Source organism: Mucilaginibacter sp. (genome assembly GCF_025359345.1).
GTDB lineage: Bacteria > Bacteroidota > Bacteroidia > Sphingobacteriales > Sphingobacteriaceae > Mucilaginibacter.
In genome coordinates this window covers 156,934-175,264 of the sequence record NZ_JANYGQ010000025.1, presented here as the reverse complement: position 1 = coordinate 175,264, position 18,331 = coordinate 156,934, and the positions used below count along the sequence as shown (strand labels likewise).

21 protein-coding genes and 1 other RNA gene are annotated in these 18,331 nt (G+C 41.9%); 7 read left to right on the top strand and 15 right to left on the bottom strand.

Annotated features, from left to right (window positions below):
* Nucleotides 1-123 precede the first annotated feature (123 nt).
* The 4 genes from Q0R52_RS15990 (at nucleotide 124) to Q0R52_RS15975 (ending at nucleotide 2,372) form a co-directional block, all read left to right on the top strand.
* Nucleotides 124-651 (top strand): hypothetical protein, encoded by a 528-nt coding sequence (locus tag Q0R52_RS15990; RefSeq protein ID WP_295796032.1) that lies wholly within the window; start codon nucleotides 124-126, stop codon nucleotides 649-651.
* Nucleotides 652-693: 42 nt separating this feature from the next.
* Nucleotides 694-1,191 (top strand): RNA polymerase sigma factor, encoded by a 498-nt coding sequence (locus Q0R52_RS15985; protein WP_252790307.1) that lies wholly within the window; start codon nucleotides 694-696, stop codon nucleotides 1,189-1,191.
* Nucleotides 1,178-1,768, top strand: coding sequence for a hypothetical protein (locus Q0R52_RS15980; RefSeq protein WP_252790308.1), 591 nt, complete (start codon nucleotides 1,178-1,180; stop codon nucleotides 1,766-1,768). Before Q0R52_RS15985 ends, Q0R52_RS15980 begins: the two co-directional genes overlap by 14 nt.
* A gap of 85 nt (nucleotides 1,769-1,853) precedes the next feature.
* On the top strand, nucleotides 1,854-2,372 hold the full coding sequence (locus tag Q0R52_RS15975) for a GNAT family N-acetyltransferase (protein ID WP_295796026.1): 519 nt from the start codon (nucleotides 1,854-1,856) through the stop codon (nucleotides 2,370-2,372).
* A 77-nt stretch (nucleotides 2,373-2,449) separates the two neighbouring features.
* On the opposite strand, the gene Q0R52_RS15970 is transcribed toward Q0R52_RS15975, so the two are convergent.
* The 9 genes from Q0R52_RS15970 to Q0R52_RS15930 all read right to left on the bottom strand — a co-directional run bounded on the left by Q0R52_RS15970 (nucleotide 2,450) and on the right by Q0R52_RS15930 (nucleotide 10,440).
* The gene (locus Q0R52_RS15970) at nucleotides 2,450-2,956 is read right to left on the bottom strand and encodes an RICIN domain-containing protein (RefSeq protein ID WP_295796024.1); all 507 of its coding nucleotides are present in this window, start codon (nucleotides 2,954-2,956) and stop codon (nucleotides 2,450-2,452) included.
* Between the two features lie 97 nt (nucleotides 2,957-3,053).
* Complete coding sequence (dinB, locus tag Q0R52_RS15965; protein WP_295796022.1) at nucleotides 3,054-4,238, bottom strand: DNA polymerase IV; 1,185 nt, start codon at nucleotides 4,236-4,238, stop codon at nucleotides 3,054-3,056.
* An 86-nt stretch (nucleotides 4,239-4,324) separates the two neighbouring features.
* On the bottom strand, nucleotides 4,325-4,936 hold the full coding sequence (locus tag Q0R52_RS15960) for an FMN-binding negative transcriptional regulator (protein WP_295796021.1): 612 nt from the start codon (nucleotides 4,934-4,936) through the stop codon (nucleotides 4,325-4,327).
* A 22-nt stretch (nucleotides 4,937-4,958) separates the two neighbouring features.
* The gene (locus Q0R52_RS15955) at nucleotides 4,959-5,228 is read right to left on the bottom strand and encodes a hypothetical protein (protein WP_295796019.1); all 270 of its coding nucleotides are present in this window, start codon (nucleotides 5,226-5,228) and stop codon (nucleotides 4,959-4,961) included.
* Nucleotides 5,229-5,245: 17 nt separating this feature from the next.
* Nucleotides 5,246-6,196, bottom strand: a complete 951-nt coding sequence (locus Q0R52_RS15950; RefSeq protein ID WP_295796017.1) for an acetylornithine carbamoyltransferase — start codon at nucleotides 6,194-6,196, stop codon at nucleotides 5,246-5,248.
* Nucleotides 6,197-6,210: 14 nt separating this feature from the next.
* Nucleotides 6,211-7,344, bottom strand: coding sequence for an aminotransferase class III-fold pyridoxal phosphate-dependent enzyme (locus Q0R52_RS15945; protein WP_295796015.1), 1,134 nt, complete (start codon nucleotides 7,342-7,344; stop codon nucleotides 6,211-6,213).
* Nucleotides 7,345-7,469: 125 nt separating this feature from the next.
* A complete protein-coding gene (gene argC / locus Q0R52_RS15940; protein ID WP_295796013.1) occupies nucleotides 7,470-8,483 on the bottom strand; it encodes an N-acetyl-gamma-glutamyl-phosphate reductase in 1,014 nt (337 codons plus the stop codon).
* A gap of 4 nt (nucleotides 8,484-8,487) precedes the next feature.
* Entirely contained in the window at nucleotides 8,488-9,675 is a 1,188-nt protein-coding gene (gene argG, locus Q0R52_RS15935; protein WP_295796012.1) for an argininosuccinate synthase, read from the bottom strand.
* A gap of 105 nt (nucleotides 9,676-9,780) precedes the next feature.
* Nucleotides 9,781-10,440 carry a GNAT family N-acetyltransferase gene (locus Q0R52_RS15930; RefSeq protein WP_295796209.1) on the bottom strand — a complete coding sequence of 220 codons (660 nt, stop codon included), beginning with the start codon at nucleotides 10,438-10,440 and terminating at the stop codon, nucleotides 9,781-9,783.
* A gap of 52 nt (nucleotides 10,441-10,492) precedes the next feature.
* Here Q0R52_RS15930 and Q0R52_RS15925 point away from each other — a divergent pair, with 52 nt between their 5' ends.
* The gene (locus Q0R52_RS15925; RefSeq protein ID WP_295796009.1) at nucleotides 10,493-10,759 is read left to right on the top strand and encodes a hypothetical protein; all 267 of its coding nucleotides are present in this window, start codon (nucleotides 10,493-10,495) and stop codon (nucleotides 10,757-10,759) included.
* Between the two features lie 51 nt (nucleotides 10,760-10,810).
* Here the strand turns inward: Q0R52_RS15925 and Q0R52_RS15920 are convergent, their stop codons facing one another.
* From Q0R52_RS15920 to Q0R52_RS15895, 6 genes are all read right to left on the bottom strand, one after another.
* Nucleotides 10,811-11,770, bottom strand: coding sequence for a YpdA family putative bacillithiol disulfide reductase (locus Q0R52_RS15920; RefSeq protein WP_295796007.1), 960 nt, complete (start codon nucleotides 11,768-11,770; stop codon nucleotides 10,811-10,813).
* Between the two features lie 199 nt (nucleotides 11,771-11,969).
* An RNA gene (gene ffs / locus Q0R52_RS15915) (signal recognition particle sRNA small type) lies at nucleotides 11,970-12,068 on the bottom strand.
* Between the two features lie 120 nt (nucleotides 12,069-12,188).
* Nucleotides 12,189-12,815 carry a 2'-5' RNA ligase family protein gene (locus tag Q0R52_RS15910; RefSeq protein WP_295796005.1) on the bottom strand — a complete coding sequence of 209 codons (627 nt, stop codon included), beginning with the start codon at nucleotides 12,813-12,815 and terminating at the stop codon, nucleotides 12,189-12,191.
* Between the two features lie 196 nt (nucleotides 12,816-13,011).
* Nucleotides 13,012-13,572, bottom strand: coding sequence for a 2'-5' RNA ligase family protein (locus Q0R52_RS15905; RefSeq protein WP_295796003.1), 561 nt, complete (start codon nucleotides 13,570-13,572; stop codon nucleotides 13,012-13,014).
* A gap of 82 nt (nucleotides 13,573-13,654) precedes the next feature.
* On the bottom strand, nucleotides 13,655-14,905 hold the full coding sequence (locus Q0R52_RS15900; protein WP_295796001.1) for a sodium:proton antiporter: 1,251 nt from the start codon (nucleotides 14,903-14,905) through the stop codon (nucleotides 13,655-13,657).
* Between the two features lie 60 nt (nucleotides 14,906-14,965).
* A complete protein-coding gene (locus Q0R52_RS15895) occupies nucleotides 14,966-16,282 on the bottom strand; it encodes an NAD(P)/FAD-dependent oxidoreductase (RefSeq protein ID WP_295795999.1) in 1,317 nt (438 codons plus the stop codon).
* Nucleotides 16,283-16,564: 282 nt separating this feature from the next.
* Here Q0R52_RS15895 and argB point away from each other — a divergent pair, with 282 nt between their 5' ends.
* Together argB and proC are read left to right on the top strand one after the other, a co-directional pair.
* Nucleotides 16,565-17,401 (top strand): acetylglutamate kinase, encoded by an 837-nt coding sequence (gene argB, locus Q0R52_RS15890; protein ID WP_295795997.1) that lies wholly within the window; start codon nucleotides 16,565-16,567, stop codon nucleotides 17,399-17,401.
* Nucleotides 17,398-18,216 carry a pyrroline-5-carboxylate reductase gene (gene proC, locus Q0R52_RS15885; RefSeq protein WP_295795995.1) on the top strand — a complete coding sequence of 273 codons (819 nt, stop codon included), beginning with the start codon at nucleotides 17,398-17,400 and terminating at the stop codon, nucleotides 18,214-18,216. Before argB ends, proC begins: the two co-directional genes overlap by 4 nt.
* The last annotated feature ends 115 nt before the right edge of the window (nucleotides 18,217-18,331 follow it).

Below are 18,331 nucleotides of genomic sequence, written 5' to 3'. Positions count from 1 at the left end.
ACTAAAACAATGTTGTAATTGTATTATGAACATTTATGTCTTTGATTCCCGTCGCGTATAAAACCATACCTCCTCATTAGCGTTATACTACAAAATTTAGTAATTTGCAGCATATTTACTACAATGAGCATAACTACCTATGGCTTACAGGATATAAAAAAAGAAGTTCAGCATTTGCCGCAGGAGCAGGTTGCCGAGCTTTGCCTGCGACTGGTGCGGTATAAAAAGGAAAACAAAGAATTGCTGGCTTACCTTCTATTTGAAGCAAATGACGAACATGCGTTTGTTGAAAAAGTAAAGGCCGAAGTTGGCTTTATGCTTAGCCAGTTGCCGTCGCACAGTTACCTGGCGTCGAAAAGCGTGCGTAAGGTGTTGAGGCTGATAAGCAAGTATACCAAATTCATGGGCTCGAAACCGGCTGAAATAGAGTTGTTGCTCAATTTTTGCAACAACTACTTGCAATACATCAACCGCAACACCTCGTACAAACCGTTGCGGATGATACTGGTTCGGCAGGTGCAAAAAATAAACGCAAGCATAAATAAGCTGCATGAGGATTTGCAATTTGATTACAGCCAGGAGTATAATACTTTAATTGCAGCGGCTGAAAATAAATTCCCGTGGTTTTACAAGAATGACTATTTGTTGTAACATCTTTGGTGTTTTAAAATCTAACTAATAAATTAACTGATAGTGGCAGAAAAAGAAGCAGCTTTTAAGAAGATTTACGAAGCCAATTCAAAAAAAATCTACCATTTGTGCTACGGTTATACAGGTGATGATGATGCTGCGAGCGACCTTTTACAGGAAACCTTTTTAAAAGTCTGGCAAAACCTCGACAAATTCCGCAACCAGGCTATGATATCGACCTGGATATACCGTATTGCTGTCAATACTTGCCTTACTTACCTGCGGTCGGAAAAACGACAGGCAAAAGACGAGCTTACACCCTTAATATCTGAAACAAAAAAAGAAGAAGTATCTGAAAAAAACGAGCAGGTGGCCCTGCTCTATAAGTGCATATCGAAGTTGGAAGAATCGGAAAGAATTATTATTACATTGGTACTTGATGAGGTGCCATACCCCGAAATCGCTGAAGTTTCGGGGATATCAGAAGGAAATCTGCGGGTGAAAATTTATCGTATTAAACAAAAACTAACCGAATTGTATAACCACTATGAAAGAATTTGAGCATTTAATGTCGGTTTGGCAGGGACAGCCAAAACACGACAAGCTTTCGGTGGACGAGGCGTTAAAGCAGGTGAAGAAAGGGATACGCGGCATAACCAGTAAACTTTACTGGGGTATTGTTGCCATGATTGGGTTGATAGTTTGCGCCTTTATTATAACTTTCTTTTTTGCTTTCCGCTCTCCCGCCACTATAGTCGGCATATTGCTGATTTTAGTAACCATGCTGCTATACTTGTCCCTTATAGTACGCCACTACCACATCTTGAACAAGCACGACCTCACTCAAAACCCAACGGAATACCTCAATACGCTTAAAGAATATCAAAAAAACCGCACCAAAACTATCGGCTGGTTTTACTATGTTTTTATGCTGATGATAAGCACTGGCCTGGCGCTGTATTTTATTGAGGTATTGGAGGATGCACCCACCTACTTTAAACTGGTAACCTATGGCTCCATCATCATTTGGTTTTTGTTCATCACCTTTTATTTAAAACCGAGGATGTTTAAAAATGAGGAAGAAAAGCTGAATTTAATGATCGACAGGTTGATACGCCTGCAGGAACAATTTGATTAGTTTTTAATTTTTAAAATTTGATGATGTGTTGATTTGAAAATTATTATTCTTGTATTTAGGTTTTCAACATCTTCAAATTATCAAATTGTCGAACATTCAAATCAAAAAGGCAGAACTATCACAAGCTGGTATACTGTTGGATTACAGCAAAAAAACATTTTACGAGTTTTTCGCTCATTTAAATGAGCCTGCAAATATGGAGGCCTACTCTTCCGTTGCGTTTACAATGCAAAACATGCAAAGCCAGCTTAGTAATCCGGATTCTGAATTTTATTTTGCAATGCTCAACGACGTAATCGTCGGCTATATCAAACTAAATTTTAACGATGCGCAAACAGAATACAAGGATAAAAATGCGCTGGAAGTTGAACGTATATATGTATCAGGCGAGCATCCTGGTAAACAAATCGGGAAGCAATTGCTCGATTTTGCTATAAATACAGCCCTAAGTAAGCAATTTGCCTACGTATGGCTAGGTGTATGGGAACACAATGAAAAGGCTTTGGGTTTTTATAAGCACCAAGGTTTTGAACTTTGCGGCAGCCATGATTTTATGTTGGGTGATGACAAGCAGACGGATTTACTAATGAAGAAAGACCTATGATTTTTAGGATTTATTGGATGGTAGGATTTTTTCAGTCCGCTTAAATCTTATAATCCAACGAATCCTAAAAATCCCGGTCACATAGTAGGTGCCTGCTGATATATAGCCCAATATTGATTTTCAGTGTTGGTTTTCGCTGACAGTGTTATTGGCGAATTTACTTCACCGCTTTTGTCTGCGGTAATATATAGATCTGTTCCTTTTAATTTTATCATATAAACGTCCACGCCTGCCGGTTCAAAAACATACTGCTGCTGAACAGAACCTGCGTTCAAAGGCTGTTCTTCAAAAGTTGCGCCCGCTCTGGCGTTTCCTTTGGTTTGAAAAGTTTTATTTGTAAGCAGGTTTTGCAGCTGGTAAGTATTGCCATCAACATGTTTGAAATCCCAGTTCATGCATTTCCAATTTTCAGGATTGTAGCTAACCATCGGTGTACCATTTTCGGAATGGGCATCTTTAACCCTTAGCAACATCCCGGGTTGGACGTTTTTGATGGCGTAGTTACCGGCAATTACCTGTGCTGAAACCTGGTAGGCGAACATCAGCATAAAACAAAAAAACGCCGAAAAAGTCATCTTTTGCATATCAAAACGATTAATAATCATATTAAGGGAACGATTTACATAAAGATTTAGTTTGAACAAAATCAGTGAAATCATTTTAATCACCCTAAATCAGCGGTCACCCACGCATAAACGGATTAAAATTCCTTGTTCCAATTTCCATACCTGCTGCCCGGCAAACCGTTTTCTCGCCAAACTTAAAGTTAATTTTGTCCATGGCCTGGTAAAGCCGTATCTGTTCCTCATTATCTTCAAACAGGTTTATCTGGTAACTTCCGGTTGCCAGGTTGCTTAGCCTTACTCCTATTAGTCTTATCGGCCGGTGCTGGTTCCAGGCTTTTTTCAGCAGGTTTTTCACACCGGGTATCAGTATGTGTTCGGCGGCAGTTAGTGGTATTTTTTCCTGTTGGGTGTGGGTCTCAAAATTGGCATAACGCACTTTTATAGCCAGGCAGGATGCCAGTTTGTTTTCCTTGCGCAATTTGGACGATAATTCTTCCGTCATTGAAACGAGAATGGTTTCAATATTTTGCCTGTCGGCGATGTTGGTATGAAAAGTGTGTTCCGTTGATATAGATTTACGTTCGCTGTGCGGGATGATCTCGCCGTGGTCAATGCCCTGCGCCTTTTCCCAAATAAAGCGCCCCATCTTACCAAATACCGACTCTAAAAAACGGATATCCATTTTTTGCAATTGTCCAATGCGTTCTATTCCATATTGAAAAAGTTTCTGACTGGTACTCTCGCCCAATCCCGGAATTTTAGTGATGGATAGTGGTGCTAAAAACTGTTTCTCCGCGCCGTGTGGAATATACAGCTGCCCATTTGGCTTAGCCTGGTTAGTAGCCATTTTGGATACCGTTTTGCCCGACGACATGGCGAAGGATATTGGCAGTTCGGTATCCTTCATTATTTTTTGTCGCAGCTCGGATGCGTGTTTATAACAGTTATGAAAGCGGTCCATACCGGTATAATCTACATAAAACTCATCTACTGATGTTTTCATAAACAATGGCACCGCGTTATTGATGATCTCGGTAACCTCGCGACTGGCCTCGCCATAGCGCCCATGTGAGCCCCGTAAAAATATAGCATGCGGACAAAGTTTATAAGCTTGCTTTGTTGGCATAGCCGAATGGATGCCGTATTTACGCGCTTCGTAACTGCAACTGGCCACTACCCCGCGCTCCGCCGAGCCACCTATAATTACAGGTTTGCCAATCAACGACGGGTCGAATTTTCGCTCCACTGAAACGAAAAACGAATCGAGGTCGATATGCATGATGATGCGTTTGGCTGGCATAAAACAAATGTAGTAAATACTAATATAATTAGCAAATACAACTACACGTAAAACACGAAAGGCAAAGCTTAAAAGGTCTTTTGATCTTACTTGGGTAGCTGCTTCATGTAAGCAGCAATATCCTGTTCGCTCTTATCTTCAGATTTTCCCAGGCTTTCAACAATATGCTCCCGCTCTTTTTCGCTGCGGTTTTGGCTTAGCTTCTTTTTGGCTTGCAAGTCATCCACAATAATTTGAAAGGCAACAATGCCCTTCATCATTTTGTGTTTATAGTCATCCGATAAGCTTTCGTATTGTTTTAGATAGTCGGCCTCGTAATATTTTATAGTTTCTGCAAGTAAGGCAGCTTTTTCTTCCTCGCTGTCTAAAATAACGCAGTTGCCATACGCATGAACCGCGAGGTAATTCCACGTCGGCACATTAAGTTCTTTTTCGTAGTTTTTTGGGGAGATGTATGCATGCGGTTCAGTAAAAATCACCAGCGATTTATTATTGACTATATCTTCTGACTGTGGATTAGCTTTAGCGAGGTGCGATTTTAAAATAACTTTATCATCCACGCGTGTTATAATGAACGGCAGATGCGTAGCGATTGGTATACCATCTTTAGCGGTGATTATTGTGGCGAAGCTGTAGCGCTGCATGAAGGCTACTATTTCGTCGGTATCTTCAAATTTATTGACGGATGGGATAAACATGCTGTAAAGTTAGCGATTGCGGTTACTTCAATAAAATTTGATTCAGCAGATTTTCTGGTAGATTATCAAATCGGGTATTACTATTAAGCAACAGCTCGCAATTAAACTCCTCCATAACCACCGATGTGATATGTTTATACCATTCAAAGTACGACCATTCCTGTGGCTTAGGCGAATAAAGGAAGCGGCCCTTGCCATCCCAGTGAACTTCTGTAGCTGTTCTAAAAATCAATGTAAATTCCTCTTTTTCAGGACAGATACAAAGCCTGCCCAAATCGTCTATTTCTATCAAAATGATAACGTCGGTTTTCAACTTAATCGTTCCAGCATCCTCTTTAACACAGCTTGCGCCGCCCAAACCCTATTTGCAGCCTCATGAACAACTATGGACGAAGGCCCGTCGAGTATTTCTGATGATAACTCTAAATCACGCCTTACAGGCAAACAATGCATCACTTTAGCATTATTGGTAATTTTTAACCGGTCATTTGTTAGCATCCAATCTTCTTTTATCGGCGTAACTTGTCCATAAGGCTCGTAAGCCGACCAATTTTTCACGTAAATAAAATCGGCATCAGCCAACGCTTCATCCTGGTTATAGGTAATTGTTGCACCTTTGGTAAAATCCTCACAAAGCTCGTATCCTGCCGGTTGGGCTATAGTAAAATCAACATCAGCCTTACACATCCATTCAGCAAATGAATTCGGCACAGCCTGCGGTAAAGGTTTAATATGCGGTGCCCAGGTTAATACTACCTTGGGGCGGCTGCGGGTTTTCAGTTCTTCTATTGTTATCAAGTCGGCCAGGCTTTGCAACGGGTGGCGGGTAGCCGACTCCAAACTTACCACCGGAACCCCGCAAAATTGCACAAACTTGTTAAAAATCATTTCACTATAATCCTCATCCCTGTCTTTTAAACCCGGGAACGACCGTACACCGATGATATCAGCATATTGCCCCATTACTGCAGCTGCCTCACGGATGTGTTCAACTGTAGTACCATTCATTATTATGTTGTCGCGCAGTTCCAGTGCCCATCCTTCTTTATCCATATTCAGCACCATCACGTTCATACCCAGGTTAAGGGCTGCTTTTTGGGTGCTCATACGAGTACGAAGGCTCGGGTTTAAAAAAACAAGGGCCATGGTTTTATTTTCACCCAAATCTTTATAAGCATATGGGTTCTGTTTTAAATGCAGCGCCTCTTTTACAAGCGCGTTTACATCAGGAACATCATTTACAGAGGAAAATAGTTTCATGGCCGGTATAAAGGTTATGATGGTTGATTTAATATGGTTGCAAACGCTTCTAAAAATCTGTCAGCGTGCGCTTTGGTTAAATTCAAAGCAGGTAAAAGCCTCACCACGTTAGGTTTTGCTTCGCCGGTAAAAATGTGGTGTTTAAATAGTAACTCTTTACGCATGTGCGCAAATTCAGCCGGCAGTTCGATACCGATCATCAGTCCGCGGCCGCGTACTTCGGTAACTTGTTTGAATTTCTTAATCTCATCCATTAAATAACCGCCTACATCGGCTGCATTTTGCATCAGGTTATCGCGTTCCATTACTTCCAATACCGCTAAGCCAGCAGCACATGCCAAATGATTACCGCCGAAGGTAGTACCTAACATGCCGTATGCCGGTTGAATTTTGGGTGATATGATAATACCTCCTATGGGGAACCCGTTGCCCATGCCTTTTGCGAGTGTGTATATATCAGCCTCAACGCTCGCAAAATCATGAGAGAAAAACTTGCCGGTACGCCCATATCCGCATTGCACCGAATCAGCGATAAACACAGCGTTGTTGGCATCACAAAGCGACCGTATTTTTTGCAGGAAACTTTCCGGCGCAACCTGTATGCCGCCTACTCCCTGTATGCCTTCAATAATTACCGAGGATATTTCATTTTCGGCGAATGCCTGCTCCAAAGCCGCTTCGTCCTTCCATGGTAAAAATATTACGTTATCTGTTTCGTTAACCGGTGCTATAATTTTAGGATTGTCCGTTGCCGAAACAGCCAGTGATGTACGTCCATGGAAAGCGCCTTTAAAAGCTATAACTTTCTTTTTTCCATTATAAAAAGAAGCCAGTTTTAGTGCATTTTCATTAGCCTCCGCGCCCGAATTACACAGAAACAGCTGGTAATCTTCCTTGCCGGATACGTGGCCCAACTTTTCAGCCAGTTGTTTTTGCAATGGAATTTCGATAGAGTTTGAATAAAACCCAATCTGGTGCAACTGGTCTTCCAATCGTTTTACGTAATGCGGGTTAGTATGCCCGATAGAAATAACGGCGTGGCCGCCATAGAGATCTAAGTACTCTGTGCCTTTGTCATCAAAAACAAGACTACCAACACCTTTAACAATGTTGATTGGATTTATAGGGTATACATCGAATAATTTCATTCTGTCTAATTATTATCGCTGTCATTGCGAGGTACGAAGCAATCGCGAACTTTGAAAGTCCGCCCTGTATAGTATGCGATTGCTTCGTACCTCGCAATGACAAGTTTGTTAATATTTATCTTGCCTTAAAATGCGGTGGCTTTTAACCTTAATCCCTCTTTCTCATCTAACCCAAACATCAAATTCATATTTTGGACGGCTTGACCTGAAGCCCCTTTAAGCAAATTATCTAAAATGCTTATTATCAGAAGTTTTGCACCGTGCTTCTTAACCTGTAAAAAACACTTATTGGTATTCACAATTTGTTTCAGGTCGATGTTATGGCTTGTTACATGAGTAAACGCATGTAAATCATAATATTGATGGTACAGCTTTAAAGCTTCTGCTTCCGATAGGTCGCAATCAACATACATCGATGCTATTATACCGCGGGTAAAATCGCCGCGATATGGAATAAAGTTTATCGGCTGATTTAAACCGGGTTGTAGTTGTTTTAATGATTGTCCTATCTCGTTCAGGTGTTGGTGTTCAAATGCCTTGTAAACCGAAAGGTTATCATTTCGCCAGGTAAAGTGCGATGTTGGCGACAAACTTTGCCCCGCGCCAGTAGATCCAGTGGTTGCGGTGATATGCACCTCCCCTTTTAGCAACCCTTTTGATGCCAGTGGCAATAGCCCCAATTGCAGACAAGTAGCGAAGCAGCCTGGATTAGCAATATTTTGTGCCTGTTTAATGGCTTCCCTGTTTAATTCGGGTAAACCATACACAAAGGTCTTAGTCCGTGTTTTATGACCAGAAGCATCGTTGCTCAACCTGAAATCCTGGCTAAGGTCAATTATCTTAATATCGGCCGGAATGGGGTTTGCTTCCAAAAACTTCTTCGCGTCGCCGTGGCCAACACACAAAAACAATACATCAATATTATAGGCTAGTTCGGCGGCAAATTTCAGGTCTGTATCACCAAATAAATCTGTGTGTACGTCATAAACATGATTGCCCGCATTGCTGCTGCTATGTACAAATACCAGCTCAACATTCGGGTGGTTGATAAGGATGCGCAGCATCTCGCCACCCGTATATCCGGCACCACCGACGATGCCTGCTCTTACTTTGGTTTTCGAAATGTTCTCTGCTCCCATTATCTTACGAATTAACTTTATGATATATCATTACCTGGTTGCCGAATATTTTCGAGAAACCTTTTACGTCTTCACCGCTCCATGCATTGTTCATCTCGCCGTAACTTCCAAATTTGTTCGACATCAGATCATGTGCTGACTCAATACCTATTACCTGGAACCGGTATGGATGCAGTTGCACAAACACTTTCCCACTAACGTTTTGCTGGGTATCGCTCAAAAATGCTTCGATGTTGCGCATAATCGGATCGTGGAACTGTCCTTCATGCAACCAGTTTCCATAGAACGATGAAAGCTGGTCTTTCCATGATAGTTGCCATTTGGTAAGCACGTGTTTTTCTAAAGTATGGTGTGCTTTAATAATCACCATTGGCGCAGCTGCCTCAAAACCTACACGGCCTTTTATGCCGATGATAGTATCGCCAACATGTATGTCGCGGCCAATTCCGTAAGGTTGGGCAATCGCTTGCAGCGCCTGTATAGCTTTAGTCGGATGGTCAAATTTCTCGCCATCAATGCCAATTAGTTCGCCCTTTTCAAATAACAGTTCGATATCCCTCACTCCTGTTTCGCTAACCTGCGTAGGCCATGCTTCTTCAGGCAACCCAAGATTTGACGTTAAAGTTTCCTTACCACCAACCGAAGTACCCCAAATACCTTTATTAATAGAGTATTTCGCTTTTTCAAAATTCATCTCAACACCGTGATCTTTCAGGTATTGAATTTCTGCTTCACGGCTTAGTTTCAAATCACGTATCGGCGTAATAATTTGAACTTCCGGAACAAGGATATTAAATATCATATCAAACCGCACCTGGTCGTTACCTGCGCCGGTGCTGCCGTGGGCTACATATTCGGCGCCTATCTCTTTGGCGTAGTTCGCAATGGCTGTTGCCTGGCTAACACGCTCAGCACTTACCGACAGCGGGTAGGTGTTGTTTTTTAACACGTTACCATATATTAAAAAGCGAACGCAGGTATTATAGAAATTTTCGGTTTCGTCAACCACATGGTGTGATGTAACCCCCATTTTGTAGGCGCGTTCTTCAACGCCCTTCAATTCTTCTTCGCTGAAACCACCAGTGTTTACAATTACACTGTGAACTTCATAACCTAAGTCCTGTGTTAAATATATGCAACAGAATGAGGTATCTAATCCTCCGCTATACGCTAAAACAACTTTCTTTTTCATTGATCTATTTGATGTAGAGGCGCAATAATTTGCGTCTCTGGATTATTGATGTTATGGGGCAATTCCCTTTGTTAAGGCGCGACGCAAAATTTTGCGTCTTTACGATTAGTTTGAGGTGCTGTACGAAAATTTTTCAATTCTGCGCTTTATAGCATTCTCTATTCGCTCAAGCAATGTGGCTTTATGCGTAATCTTTTTCATTTTGTCCTCGTACTCCTTCTGTTTTTCAGCCGGATCGAACAACATGGCGGTGCACATGCAGTTTTTGCGGCCCTTGCTGGTCAATATATCGTAATTGACACAGCTTTTGCAACCGGCCCAAAAATCCTCGTCCTGCGTAAGCTCCGAGTAGGTTACAGGTTCATAACCCAGTTCGGAATTAATTTTCATAACCGCTAACCCTGTGGTTAGTCCGAATATTTTTGCGTTGGGATATTTTTTACGCGATAAATTGAAGATGTTTTCTTTTATCGCTTTGGCAAGGCCTTCTTTCCTAAACTGCGGACTAACAATCAGGCCTGAATTGGCAACAAAATCGCCATGGCTCCAGGTTTCGATGTAGCAGAAACCCGCCCAGGTGCCGTCTTTATGGAATGCAATTACTGCTTTGCCTTCCAGCATTTTATTGGCTACGTATTCAGGTGAACGCTGGGCTATGCCTGTGCCGCGTGCTTTGGCCGATTCGGCCATCTCATCGCATATTTGCGGGGCAAAATCAACGTGCTGGGCAGTTGCAACCTGTATATCAAAATCTTTAATCATTATTAATGGAAAAATTACCGTTAAATTAATTGCCTTTTACAGCGTTAATAACCAGATGATTTTTGGGAATAAAGGCGCAAAGTTGCGTCTTTACAAGGCTCGGGGTGAGAAAGTATATCAAGCCCGTGGCATATACGGCCTTCGTCGTGACGGAGAAAATAAAAAAACGTTTGAAAGCAAAGCAGCGGCAACCGGCGCAAAAAGCGCTTTAGTTACGGGCTTATTTAAGCTTTGTTGGTTCATTTTTTTAGTTGCTAGTTGTGTTTTTTTTAATTTTGTGCAAATTATCGCATTATTTTTTGCTTATGCAAGAAATAATTGATTTGATTATATTGAGTTGATTGAGAGTTAATAGTTGAATTGTTGATTGAGTTCATTTAGCTTGTCCAACAATATCATTCAAAATCATCTCCGCATGTACCCGGGAATTCTCGATAAACCACAAGTGCGTATCCATTCCACCGCAAACTACGCCCGCCAGGTAAAGACCCGGTAAATTGGTTTCCATAGTTTCAGGGTTATAATGGGGGATAAATTTATCGTTGGTTAAAGTTATACCCAGTTTCTCCAGAAATTCAAAATTTGGCCGATACCCGGTCATCGCCATAACGAAATCATTCGGGATGGTAACAGTGCCTTCCGGAGTCGCGATATCTACCTCATGCTCACGCACAGCTGTAAGACTGGAATTGAAGTAAGCTTTTATACTCCCCTCTTTTATCCTGTTTAAAATATCAGGTCGTACCCAATATTTAACCCGGTGACTAACATCATCGCCGCGAATAACCAATGTTACCTCAGCCCCTTTGCGGTAGGTCTCCAGCGCTACATCAATAGCAGAGTTGCTGGAACCCACTACCACTACTTTTTGCATTGCGTAATAATGTGGGTCTTTATAATAATGTTTTACTTTCGGGAGGTCTTCACCAGGGATATCGAGCTTTACTGCAATATCATAAAACCCTGTTGAAAGGATCACTTTTTTTGCCTGGTAAGTCGCCTTGCTGGTTGTTATAGTAAAGATGTCATTTTCTTTCACCAAATAGGTTACTTCCTCAAACAGGTTGATGGGCAGGTTATTTGATGTAGCTACCCTGCGGTAATACTCCAAAGCCTCTGCGCGGGTTGGCTTGTTACTAATGGTTACAAATGGAATACCGCCTATTTCGAGTTTTTCTGATGTAGAGAAAAACGTCATAGTCGAAGGATAGTTGTATAATGAATTTACCAGGCAGCCTTTTTCAACAATTAAGAAGCTTAAACCAGCTTTTTGGGCAGCTAATCCGCAGGCAATTCCGATGGGGCCGCCGCCTATGATGAGTATATCGAGCATTTGTTAGAAGATGTTTATTGCGAAGATAGCTGGTTTGGTTCATAGTTGATGGTTCATAGTTCATGGCCGAACAAAAGAAGACAAAAAAACGACGAATGTAAGACAGGATGTTGCCAGGACTTTGTATTAGATCTGTTGCGGATGTTTAAGCTAACATCAGCATTAACATGGGTTATCCTTAAAAAGTTAATTCCACAAAAAAGGGTAAGCTACTTTTATCGCGCCGCTCAACTCTCTACCCTTGCTGCGTTCCCACCCTGGGGGAGTTCAAGAGGAGCTGGCCGTAAAAGACTTACCCCGCCGCAAAGATATAAAAACCTTTGTTTCCGGTTAACAAATTGTTAAAAAAGCGGCTTTATTGTGATAAGGTACAGGTATTTTAATGCTGAGATATTGTTATACAGTTAGTTACATCAAACTAAAAAAGACTGAATTGCACAGCATTTACCGGCTTTTCGGCCGCTACCGGCGCTTTTAACTTCGAATTAGCGAAAGTATTAAAGTCTAAACGGCGGTTAAATGGTATTTCTTTGTAAACTTTATAACTGTTATCATGCCCTATCATGTCTCGGCGCAATATGGTTAACTTATCAACTTTAAATTCCTCGCGCCATTGCTGTTTGCTAACATAAGGCCAAAGTTTATTAAACGATTGCCCCGGCAAATTGCGCGCCATCACGATATGTGGCACAAATGTGCCACCACTAAAAAAACGTTTCAAATGTTTAAACCATAACGTGCTTTCCGGCGTTTGTTCCAGCTGAGCATATATCGTTGGGTTTTCTTCGTGATGGAAAAAATCAAAACCATTGATGGCGGTAACCAGTGGTGGCAGGGTTAACAGCTCCCGCTCCAGTTTGGGTAGCAGTGCTTCAATCCAAACAGGCTTCTTACGCGGCCATTGCTGTATGCTGACGTGCGCCTTTGAGTGCCGCCCGTCGTAATTGCCAACTATAGCGGCACTGTCGTCTTTAATCCGTTTTATGCGTTTGCAAATGCTGTCACTCGGTGTAAGCACTATAAGGTAGTCCTGGTAACCTGTCATAACTCGTCGTTTTTGATAAAACAAATATTGCTAATATTTTTAGTATTTGCAAATTAAATTGAAGATAATTTGGTAAATTTTTTAACCGCAGAGACACGGAGGAGGGGACACAGAGGTCACAGAGATAAAAAATAATATTGAGTCGACAGGCTCTGTGCATTCTCCGTTACTTTGTGGCTATTTCGACGCTTCTCGGTCAAAATGCAAACAACTTATTCCCAAAATGCAACTCCCTATGAACTTTCCATTCAAGCTGTTCAGCAAAAGTATCGCGGTGTAAAACTGTAAGACCATTAACAATAAAGCGGTGCTTAAAATCGCGGTTCTCGAAGTTGGGCCAAAGCTTATTAAATGCAGTTACCGGAATATTTCGGGCGATAGTGATATGAGGCACAAAGTTTTGAAGTTTTATACCCATCTGCATGGTTAGCAGCTTAAACCAGTTTTCGGCACGTTCGGTCATCTCAATTTTGGCGTAGATAGTCCGCACGCTACGGCCATTGCTGAAGTACGCAAAGCCATTAAGATATAGTTCAACAGGCGGCATAGTGCTAAGTCGTTGACCCATCCGAACAATTGCCGGCTGTGCCAAAAACGGCTTGCAACGCACCTGGTGAGTAACCGAAATATACGCTCTGCTATGCATCCCCTCAAAATGCCCGATTGCGTTTACAGATGCCCGCTTATACCTGCTGATTTCCTTCACCAGTTCGGTCGGCAAAGAAATTATCATCAAATAATCGGCATAAGCATTCATAAACAGCAATTGAATTACACTGCTAAAATGCTAATTATTTTAGTATTTCTAATCGAGTGTTTATAAATATTTGCGGACTAGATTATTCGGACTCACTTTTCTTCATTGAAGCATCTATCAACTTGTTCAATGTCAGCCCTTGTACTACTATCGAAAATATCACGATAAAATAGCTGCCGCAGAGTATTACATGCCGGTACGGGCTAATGGGTAAAGACAGCGCCAGCGCAATTGATATTCCTCCCCTTACCCCTGCCCAGGTTAGTATATTGATGTTTTTATAATTTACATTTAATGTTCGCCGTAAAAAGGTAAGCGGCAATATGATGCTTATCCAGCGGGCAATCAGTATCAGGATAATCGCGATCCCACCGGTTAACCAATAATTGGTTATGTAAGGCAGGTTCACCATTTGCAAGCCGATCATCACAAATAGAATAGTATTCAGCATTTCGTCAATCAGTTGCCAGAATTTTTCGAGCGCTTCATGCGAGCGTTCCTTTTCGTCAATATTAATTGTACGGTTGCCCATAAACAGCCCGGCAGATACCACTGCAAGCGGGATGGATAAATCGAGATAAGTAGCAATAACCGAAATACTCATCACCGCCGATAGTGAAACCAAAACAATGGTTTGAAAATCCGTTATCGACTTCATGAGCCGGAAGGCAACAAAGCCCAATATTATACCCAGCGTAATGCCGCCGACTACTTCCCGGGCGAACAATAGTGCTGTTTGCGCAAAAGTTATATTATCTACCCCCGACTTTATTGCCTCTAATATGGTTATAAACAACACCAAACCGACTCCATCGTTAAATAACGATTCGCCCGATATAATAGTAGCAAGGTTGGCAGGTAGCTTTGAGGTACGAATGATCGCCCCGACAGCTACAGGGTCGGTAGGCGAAATTAGCGCGCCAAATAACAGGCAGTATACAAACGACATATGGATATTAAACAGCATTGTACCATAGTAAAACAAGGCGCCAAATGCCGCCGTAGATATGATTACACTGAGTGTGCTTAAAATAAAAACCGGTTTCAACTCACGCCGCAGCCTTTTGGTGTTTGAGGTGAACGAACCTGCGAAAAGCAGGAAACCCAGCATGATGTTTAAAACAGTGCCCGAAAAGTTGATGTGTTTTGCCAGCACAGTAAGATAACCGGCGATAGAAGGATTTAGCTTGTCGACAGCAATAGTAACTATCGACACTATAATTGCGATAGTAATAATACCGATGGTGCCTGGCAGCTTAAAAAACCGGGCATTGAGATACGAATAAAAGGCACTTACTACTACAAGCAGTGCTATAATAAGGAATAGTCCCATTGATGATTAATTACCATAATAAGGCAATAACCGTCAAAATGTTTTAACCGGGCTTTTCCCCTATTTGGATGATTGGTTGGCCAGGCGTGTTTCGGTGTTAAAGCTTCTTACAACGAGCCTGTTATCACTATTTTTATTGAAATAATTTATAACCCAACTTATAAATATTATCCCCTTATTTGAAAAACCCGCCAATGACATCAAATGCACCCCTCCCCAAAGTAGCCAGGCAAAAAGGCCCTGAAAATGCAACTTGCCCAAATCGGCAACGGCCTTGTTGCGGCCTATGGTCGCGAGTGTTCCCTTGTCTTTATAAATAAACGGCTCCGTAGGTTCACCTTTAATTAAATGCATTAAGTTTTTACCCAGCCACTGCCCCTGTTGTATCGCTGCCGGGGCAACACCTGGGTGTCCGTTTGGCGTTGCGTCGGTAATTATTGCGGCTACATCACCTATGGCAAAAATATTCTGATAGCCCTTTACCCGGTTTATTTCATCCGTTTGAATTCGTGAACCCCTGACAACAACATCTGCAGGAATACCATCGGGGACTTCGCCCTTCACTCCTGCTGCCCAAAGCACATTGCGGGTTTTTATGGTTTTGCCGTTATCAATAGTTAAATAAAACCCATCATAGCTTTGCACATGGGCGCTGTTGTATATAATTACGTCGCCATCAGTTAAAAACTTTTTAGCAGCCGCCGATGCGGGTTCAGTCATACCTGCCAATAGCCGGTCTTTACCTTCAACCAGGTAAACGCGCATATCATATTTGCTCAACCCGTGGTAATCTTTGCCTAAAATCAAGTGCCGCATTTCGGCAAGAGCGCCCGAAAGTTCAACGCCTGTTGGGCCGCCGCCTACAACTACGAATGTCATCAGCGCGAATTTCTCCCTCATGTCAGTGGTAACCAGTGCAGTCTCCAAATTTTGCAGGATAAGACTGCGCAGGTTTAATGCCTCGGGGATATTTTTCATCGGCATGGCAAAATGCTCTATTTGCTGATTGCCAAAAAAATTGGTGTTTGAGCCGGTTGCAATTACCAGGTAATCGTAATGGATGGTTCCTATATCGGTTGATATTGTATTGCTTTCAGGGTTTATCTTTTGCACCTCGGCCATATTAAAGCTGAAGTTTTCCTGTTTGGTAAATATTCTGCGGATAGGAAATCCTACAGAGTCGGCAGCAATTGAGCCGATGGCCACCTGGTATAGTAGCGGCTGAAAAGTGTGGTAATTATGCTTATCAAGCAACAATATATCCACCTGTGCCTTTTTCAATTTCTGTGCTAGTGCCAGTCCGCCAAATCCACCACCAATTATCACCACCCGCGGCCTGGAACCGCCATTTTTATCTTCAGATGTAACAGTAAACATATACGTTTGTAAAAATTCAATATTACACAATCTTTCATAAATGCATTGTAAACTTATTGTGTAGGTGATAATTATATACAATTTACTGACTTATCAGTTTTGGATATTGACGTATATTAATTTAAAGGGTATATTTGTGTCCTCCCGAAAATCCTCCCTTGATAAGAAAATCAGCTATTTTTAATCATTTATTTAAATAAACAGGGTATTTTTTATTAATTTTACCGGAAATTAGCACGTAATGAAAGAATTTTAACTTTTAGTGTTGATAATTTGGGTGATATGAGCAAAATCAATACGATTTCCACCAAGAACGGTACCGATACCAATCTGTATGTTATTAAAATTGGTGGAAATGTTATAGATAATTCAGAAAACCTGCACAATTTCCTGAAAGATTTCAATGCACTCGACGGATTTAAAATACTGGTTCATGGCGGTGGTAAGGTTGCAACCCAGCTTTCCGAAACACTTGGTATTGAGCCAAAGCTGGTTGACGGTCGCAGGATTACAGATATTGAAACTTTAAGAGTAGTAACCATGGTGTATGGCGGACTGATTAACAAGAACATAGTGGCTCAGCTGCAACGGTTTGGCACCAACGCTATTGGTTTAACAGGCGCCGACGGTGATTTTATCCGTGCGAAGAAACGCCCGGTAAAAACAATTGACTATGGTTTTGTTGGCGATATTGATGAAAACTCGATAAATCCTAAAAACTTAAAGAACCTGATGGATGGCGGCTTTACCCCTGTTTTTTGTGCTTTAACGCACGATGGCGAAGGGCAGTTGCTAAATACCAATGCCGACACCATTGCTTCGGCCCTGGCTGTAGCGCTATCGGGGTTATACAAAACAACCCTTATTTATTGTTTCGAGAAAAAGGGTGTATTGAAAGATATAAACGACGAGGAATCGCTGATAAAGGATATCAGCCCTAAACGTTACGAAGAATTGAAAACTGAACAAATTATACACAGCGGAATGTTGCCCAAGCTGGATAATGCCTTTGCAGCCATCTCGTGTGGTGTAAAGGGCGTAATTATCGGTCACTCAAACGACCTTGGCAAATTGAAAAATAACGAACCATTTGGCACACTTTTAAGCAGATACGAATGAATTCACAGCAGCACATTGCCATATTAGGCAGCGGAAATATAGGGCTTTCATTAGCAAAAGGATTAGTTAAGGCAGGGATATGCAAGCCGCAGCAAATTTCGCTAACCCGCCGCAATGCGGGTGCGCTGGCTCCTTATGCTGAGCTGGGTTACCATACAACCGACAATAACCTTAAGGCGGTTCGTAAAGCCGACTTTGTAGTACTTGCGGTTTTGCCTCACCAGCTAAATAAACTGCTTGACGAGATAAAGCCATCTATAAAGCCTGATAAACAACTACTTATATCTGTAGTATCAGGTGTTAGCTGTGGCGACATCCGAACACAGCTGGATTTAAATGTACAGGTTGTGCGGGCCATGCCTAACACAGCTATAGCCATCGGCCATTCCATGACTTGTATAGCTACCGATAACGGCACACCTAAAAATATCAATTTTGTGCGTTCGCTTTTTGAAACTGTGGGTGTAACAATACAAATAAACGAGGAACTAATGACATCGGCCACCGCTTTGTGCGCTTGTGGTATAGCGTTCTTCTTAAGGTCCATACGCGCAGCCTCACAGGGTGGAACAGAAATTGGCTTCCACGCGCACGATGCTTTAAAAATGGCTGCCCAAACGGCCAAAGGCGCTGCGGATCTGCTCCTACAGCTATCATCACACCCCGAGCAGGAAATTGATAAAGTAACGTCGCCAAGCGGCTGTACTATTGCCGGCTTAAACGAGATGGAACACAATGGCTTTAGTTCAGCTATGATAAAGGGTATAAAACTCTCTGCTGCCAAGGCCGGCGACCTTTATCATAAGGAAGAATAAAATCACTTCATTTTGATAAGAGTTTATCAAAACGATAGCCATCGCAGTAATAATTAACTTCAATAAAAAATCATAATAAGCTGTGGGTTAAACAACTAAATAAGTTTTTAATTAA

Bases quoted from the DNA above. Each gene is read 5' to 3' on its own strand.
- Q0R52_RS15990 (WP_295796032.1), top strand. From the start codon at position 124: ATGAGCATAACTACCTATGGCTTACAGGATATAAAAAAAGAAGTTCAG.
- Q0R52_RS15980 (WP_252790308.1), top strand. From the start codon at position 1,178: ATGAAAGAATTTGAGCATTTAATGTCGGTTTGGCAGGGACAGCCAAAA.
- Q0R52_RS15970 (WP_295796024.1), bottom strand. From the start codon at position 2,956: ATGCAAAAGATGACTTTTTCGGCGTTTTTTTGTTTTATGCTGATGTTC.
- dinB (WP_295796022.1), bottom strand. From the start codon at position 4,238: ATGCCAGCCAAACGCATCATCATGCATATCGACCTCGATTCGTTTTTC.
- Q0R52_RS15960 (WP_295796021.1), bottom strand. From the start codon at position 4,936: ATGTTTATCCCATCCGTCAATAAATTTGAAGATACCGACGAAATAGTA.
- Q0R52_RS15950 (WP_295796017.1), bottom strand. From the start codon at position 6,196: ATGAAACTATTTTCCTCTGTAAATGATGTTCCTGATGTAAACGCGCTT.
- Q0R52_RS15945 (WP_295796015.1), bottom strand. From the start codon at position 7,344: ATGAAATTATTCGATGTATACCCTATAAATCCAATCAACATTGTTAAA.
- argC (WP_295796013.1), bottom strand. From the start codon at position 8,483: ATGGGAGCAGAGAACATTTCGAAAACCAAAGTAAGAGCAGGCATCGTC.
- argG (WP_295796012.1), bottom strand. From the start codon at position 9,675: ATGAAAAAGAAAGTTGTTTTAGCGTATAGCGGAGGATTAGATACCTCA.
- Q0R52_RS15925 (WP_295796009.1), top strand. From the start codon at position 10,493: ATGATTTTTGGGAATAAAGGCGCAAAGTTGCGTCTTTACAAGGCTCGG.
- Q0R52_RS15920 (WP_295796007.1), bottom strand. From the start codon at position 11,770: ATGCTCGATATACTCATCATAGGCGGCGGCCCCATCGGAATTGCCTGC.
- Q0R52_RS15910 (WP_295796005.1), bottom strand. From the start codon at position 12,815: ATGACAGGTTACCAGGACTACCTTATAGTGCTTACACCGAGTGACAGC.
- Q0R52_RS15905 (WP_295796003.1), bottom strand. From the start codon at position 13,572: ATGAATGCTTATGCCGATTATTTGATGATAATTTCTTTGCCGACCGAA.
- Q0R52_RS15900 (WP_295796001.1), bottom strand. From the start codon at position 14,905: ATGGGACTATTCCTTATTATAGCACTGCTTGTAGTAGTAAGTGCCTTT.
- Q0R52_RS15895 (WP_295795999.1), bottom strand. From the start codon at position 16,282: ATGTTTACTGTTACATCTGAAGATAAAAATGGCGGTTCCAGGCCGCGG.
- argB (WP_295795997.1), top strand. From the start codon at position 16,565: ATGAGCAAAATCAATACGATTTCCACCAAGAACGGTACCGATACCAAT.
- proC (WP_295795995.1), top strand. From the start codon at position 17,398: ATGAATTCACAGCAGCACATTGCCATATTAGGCAGCGGAAATATAGGG.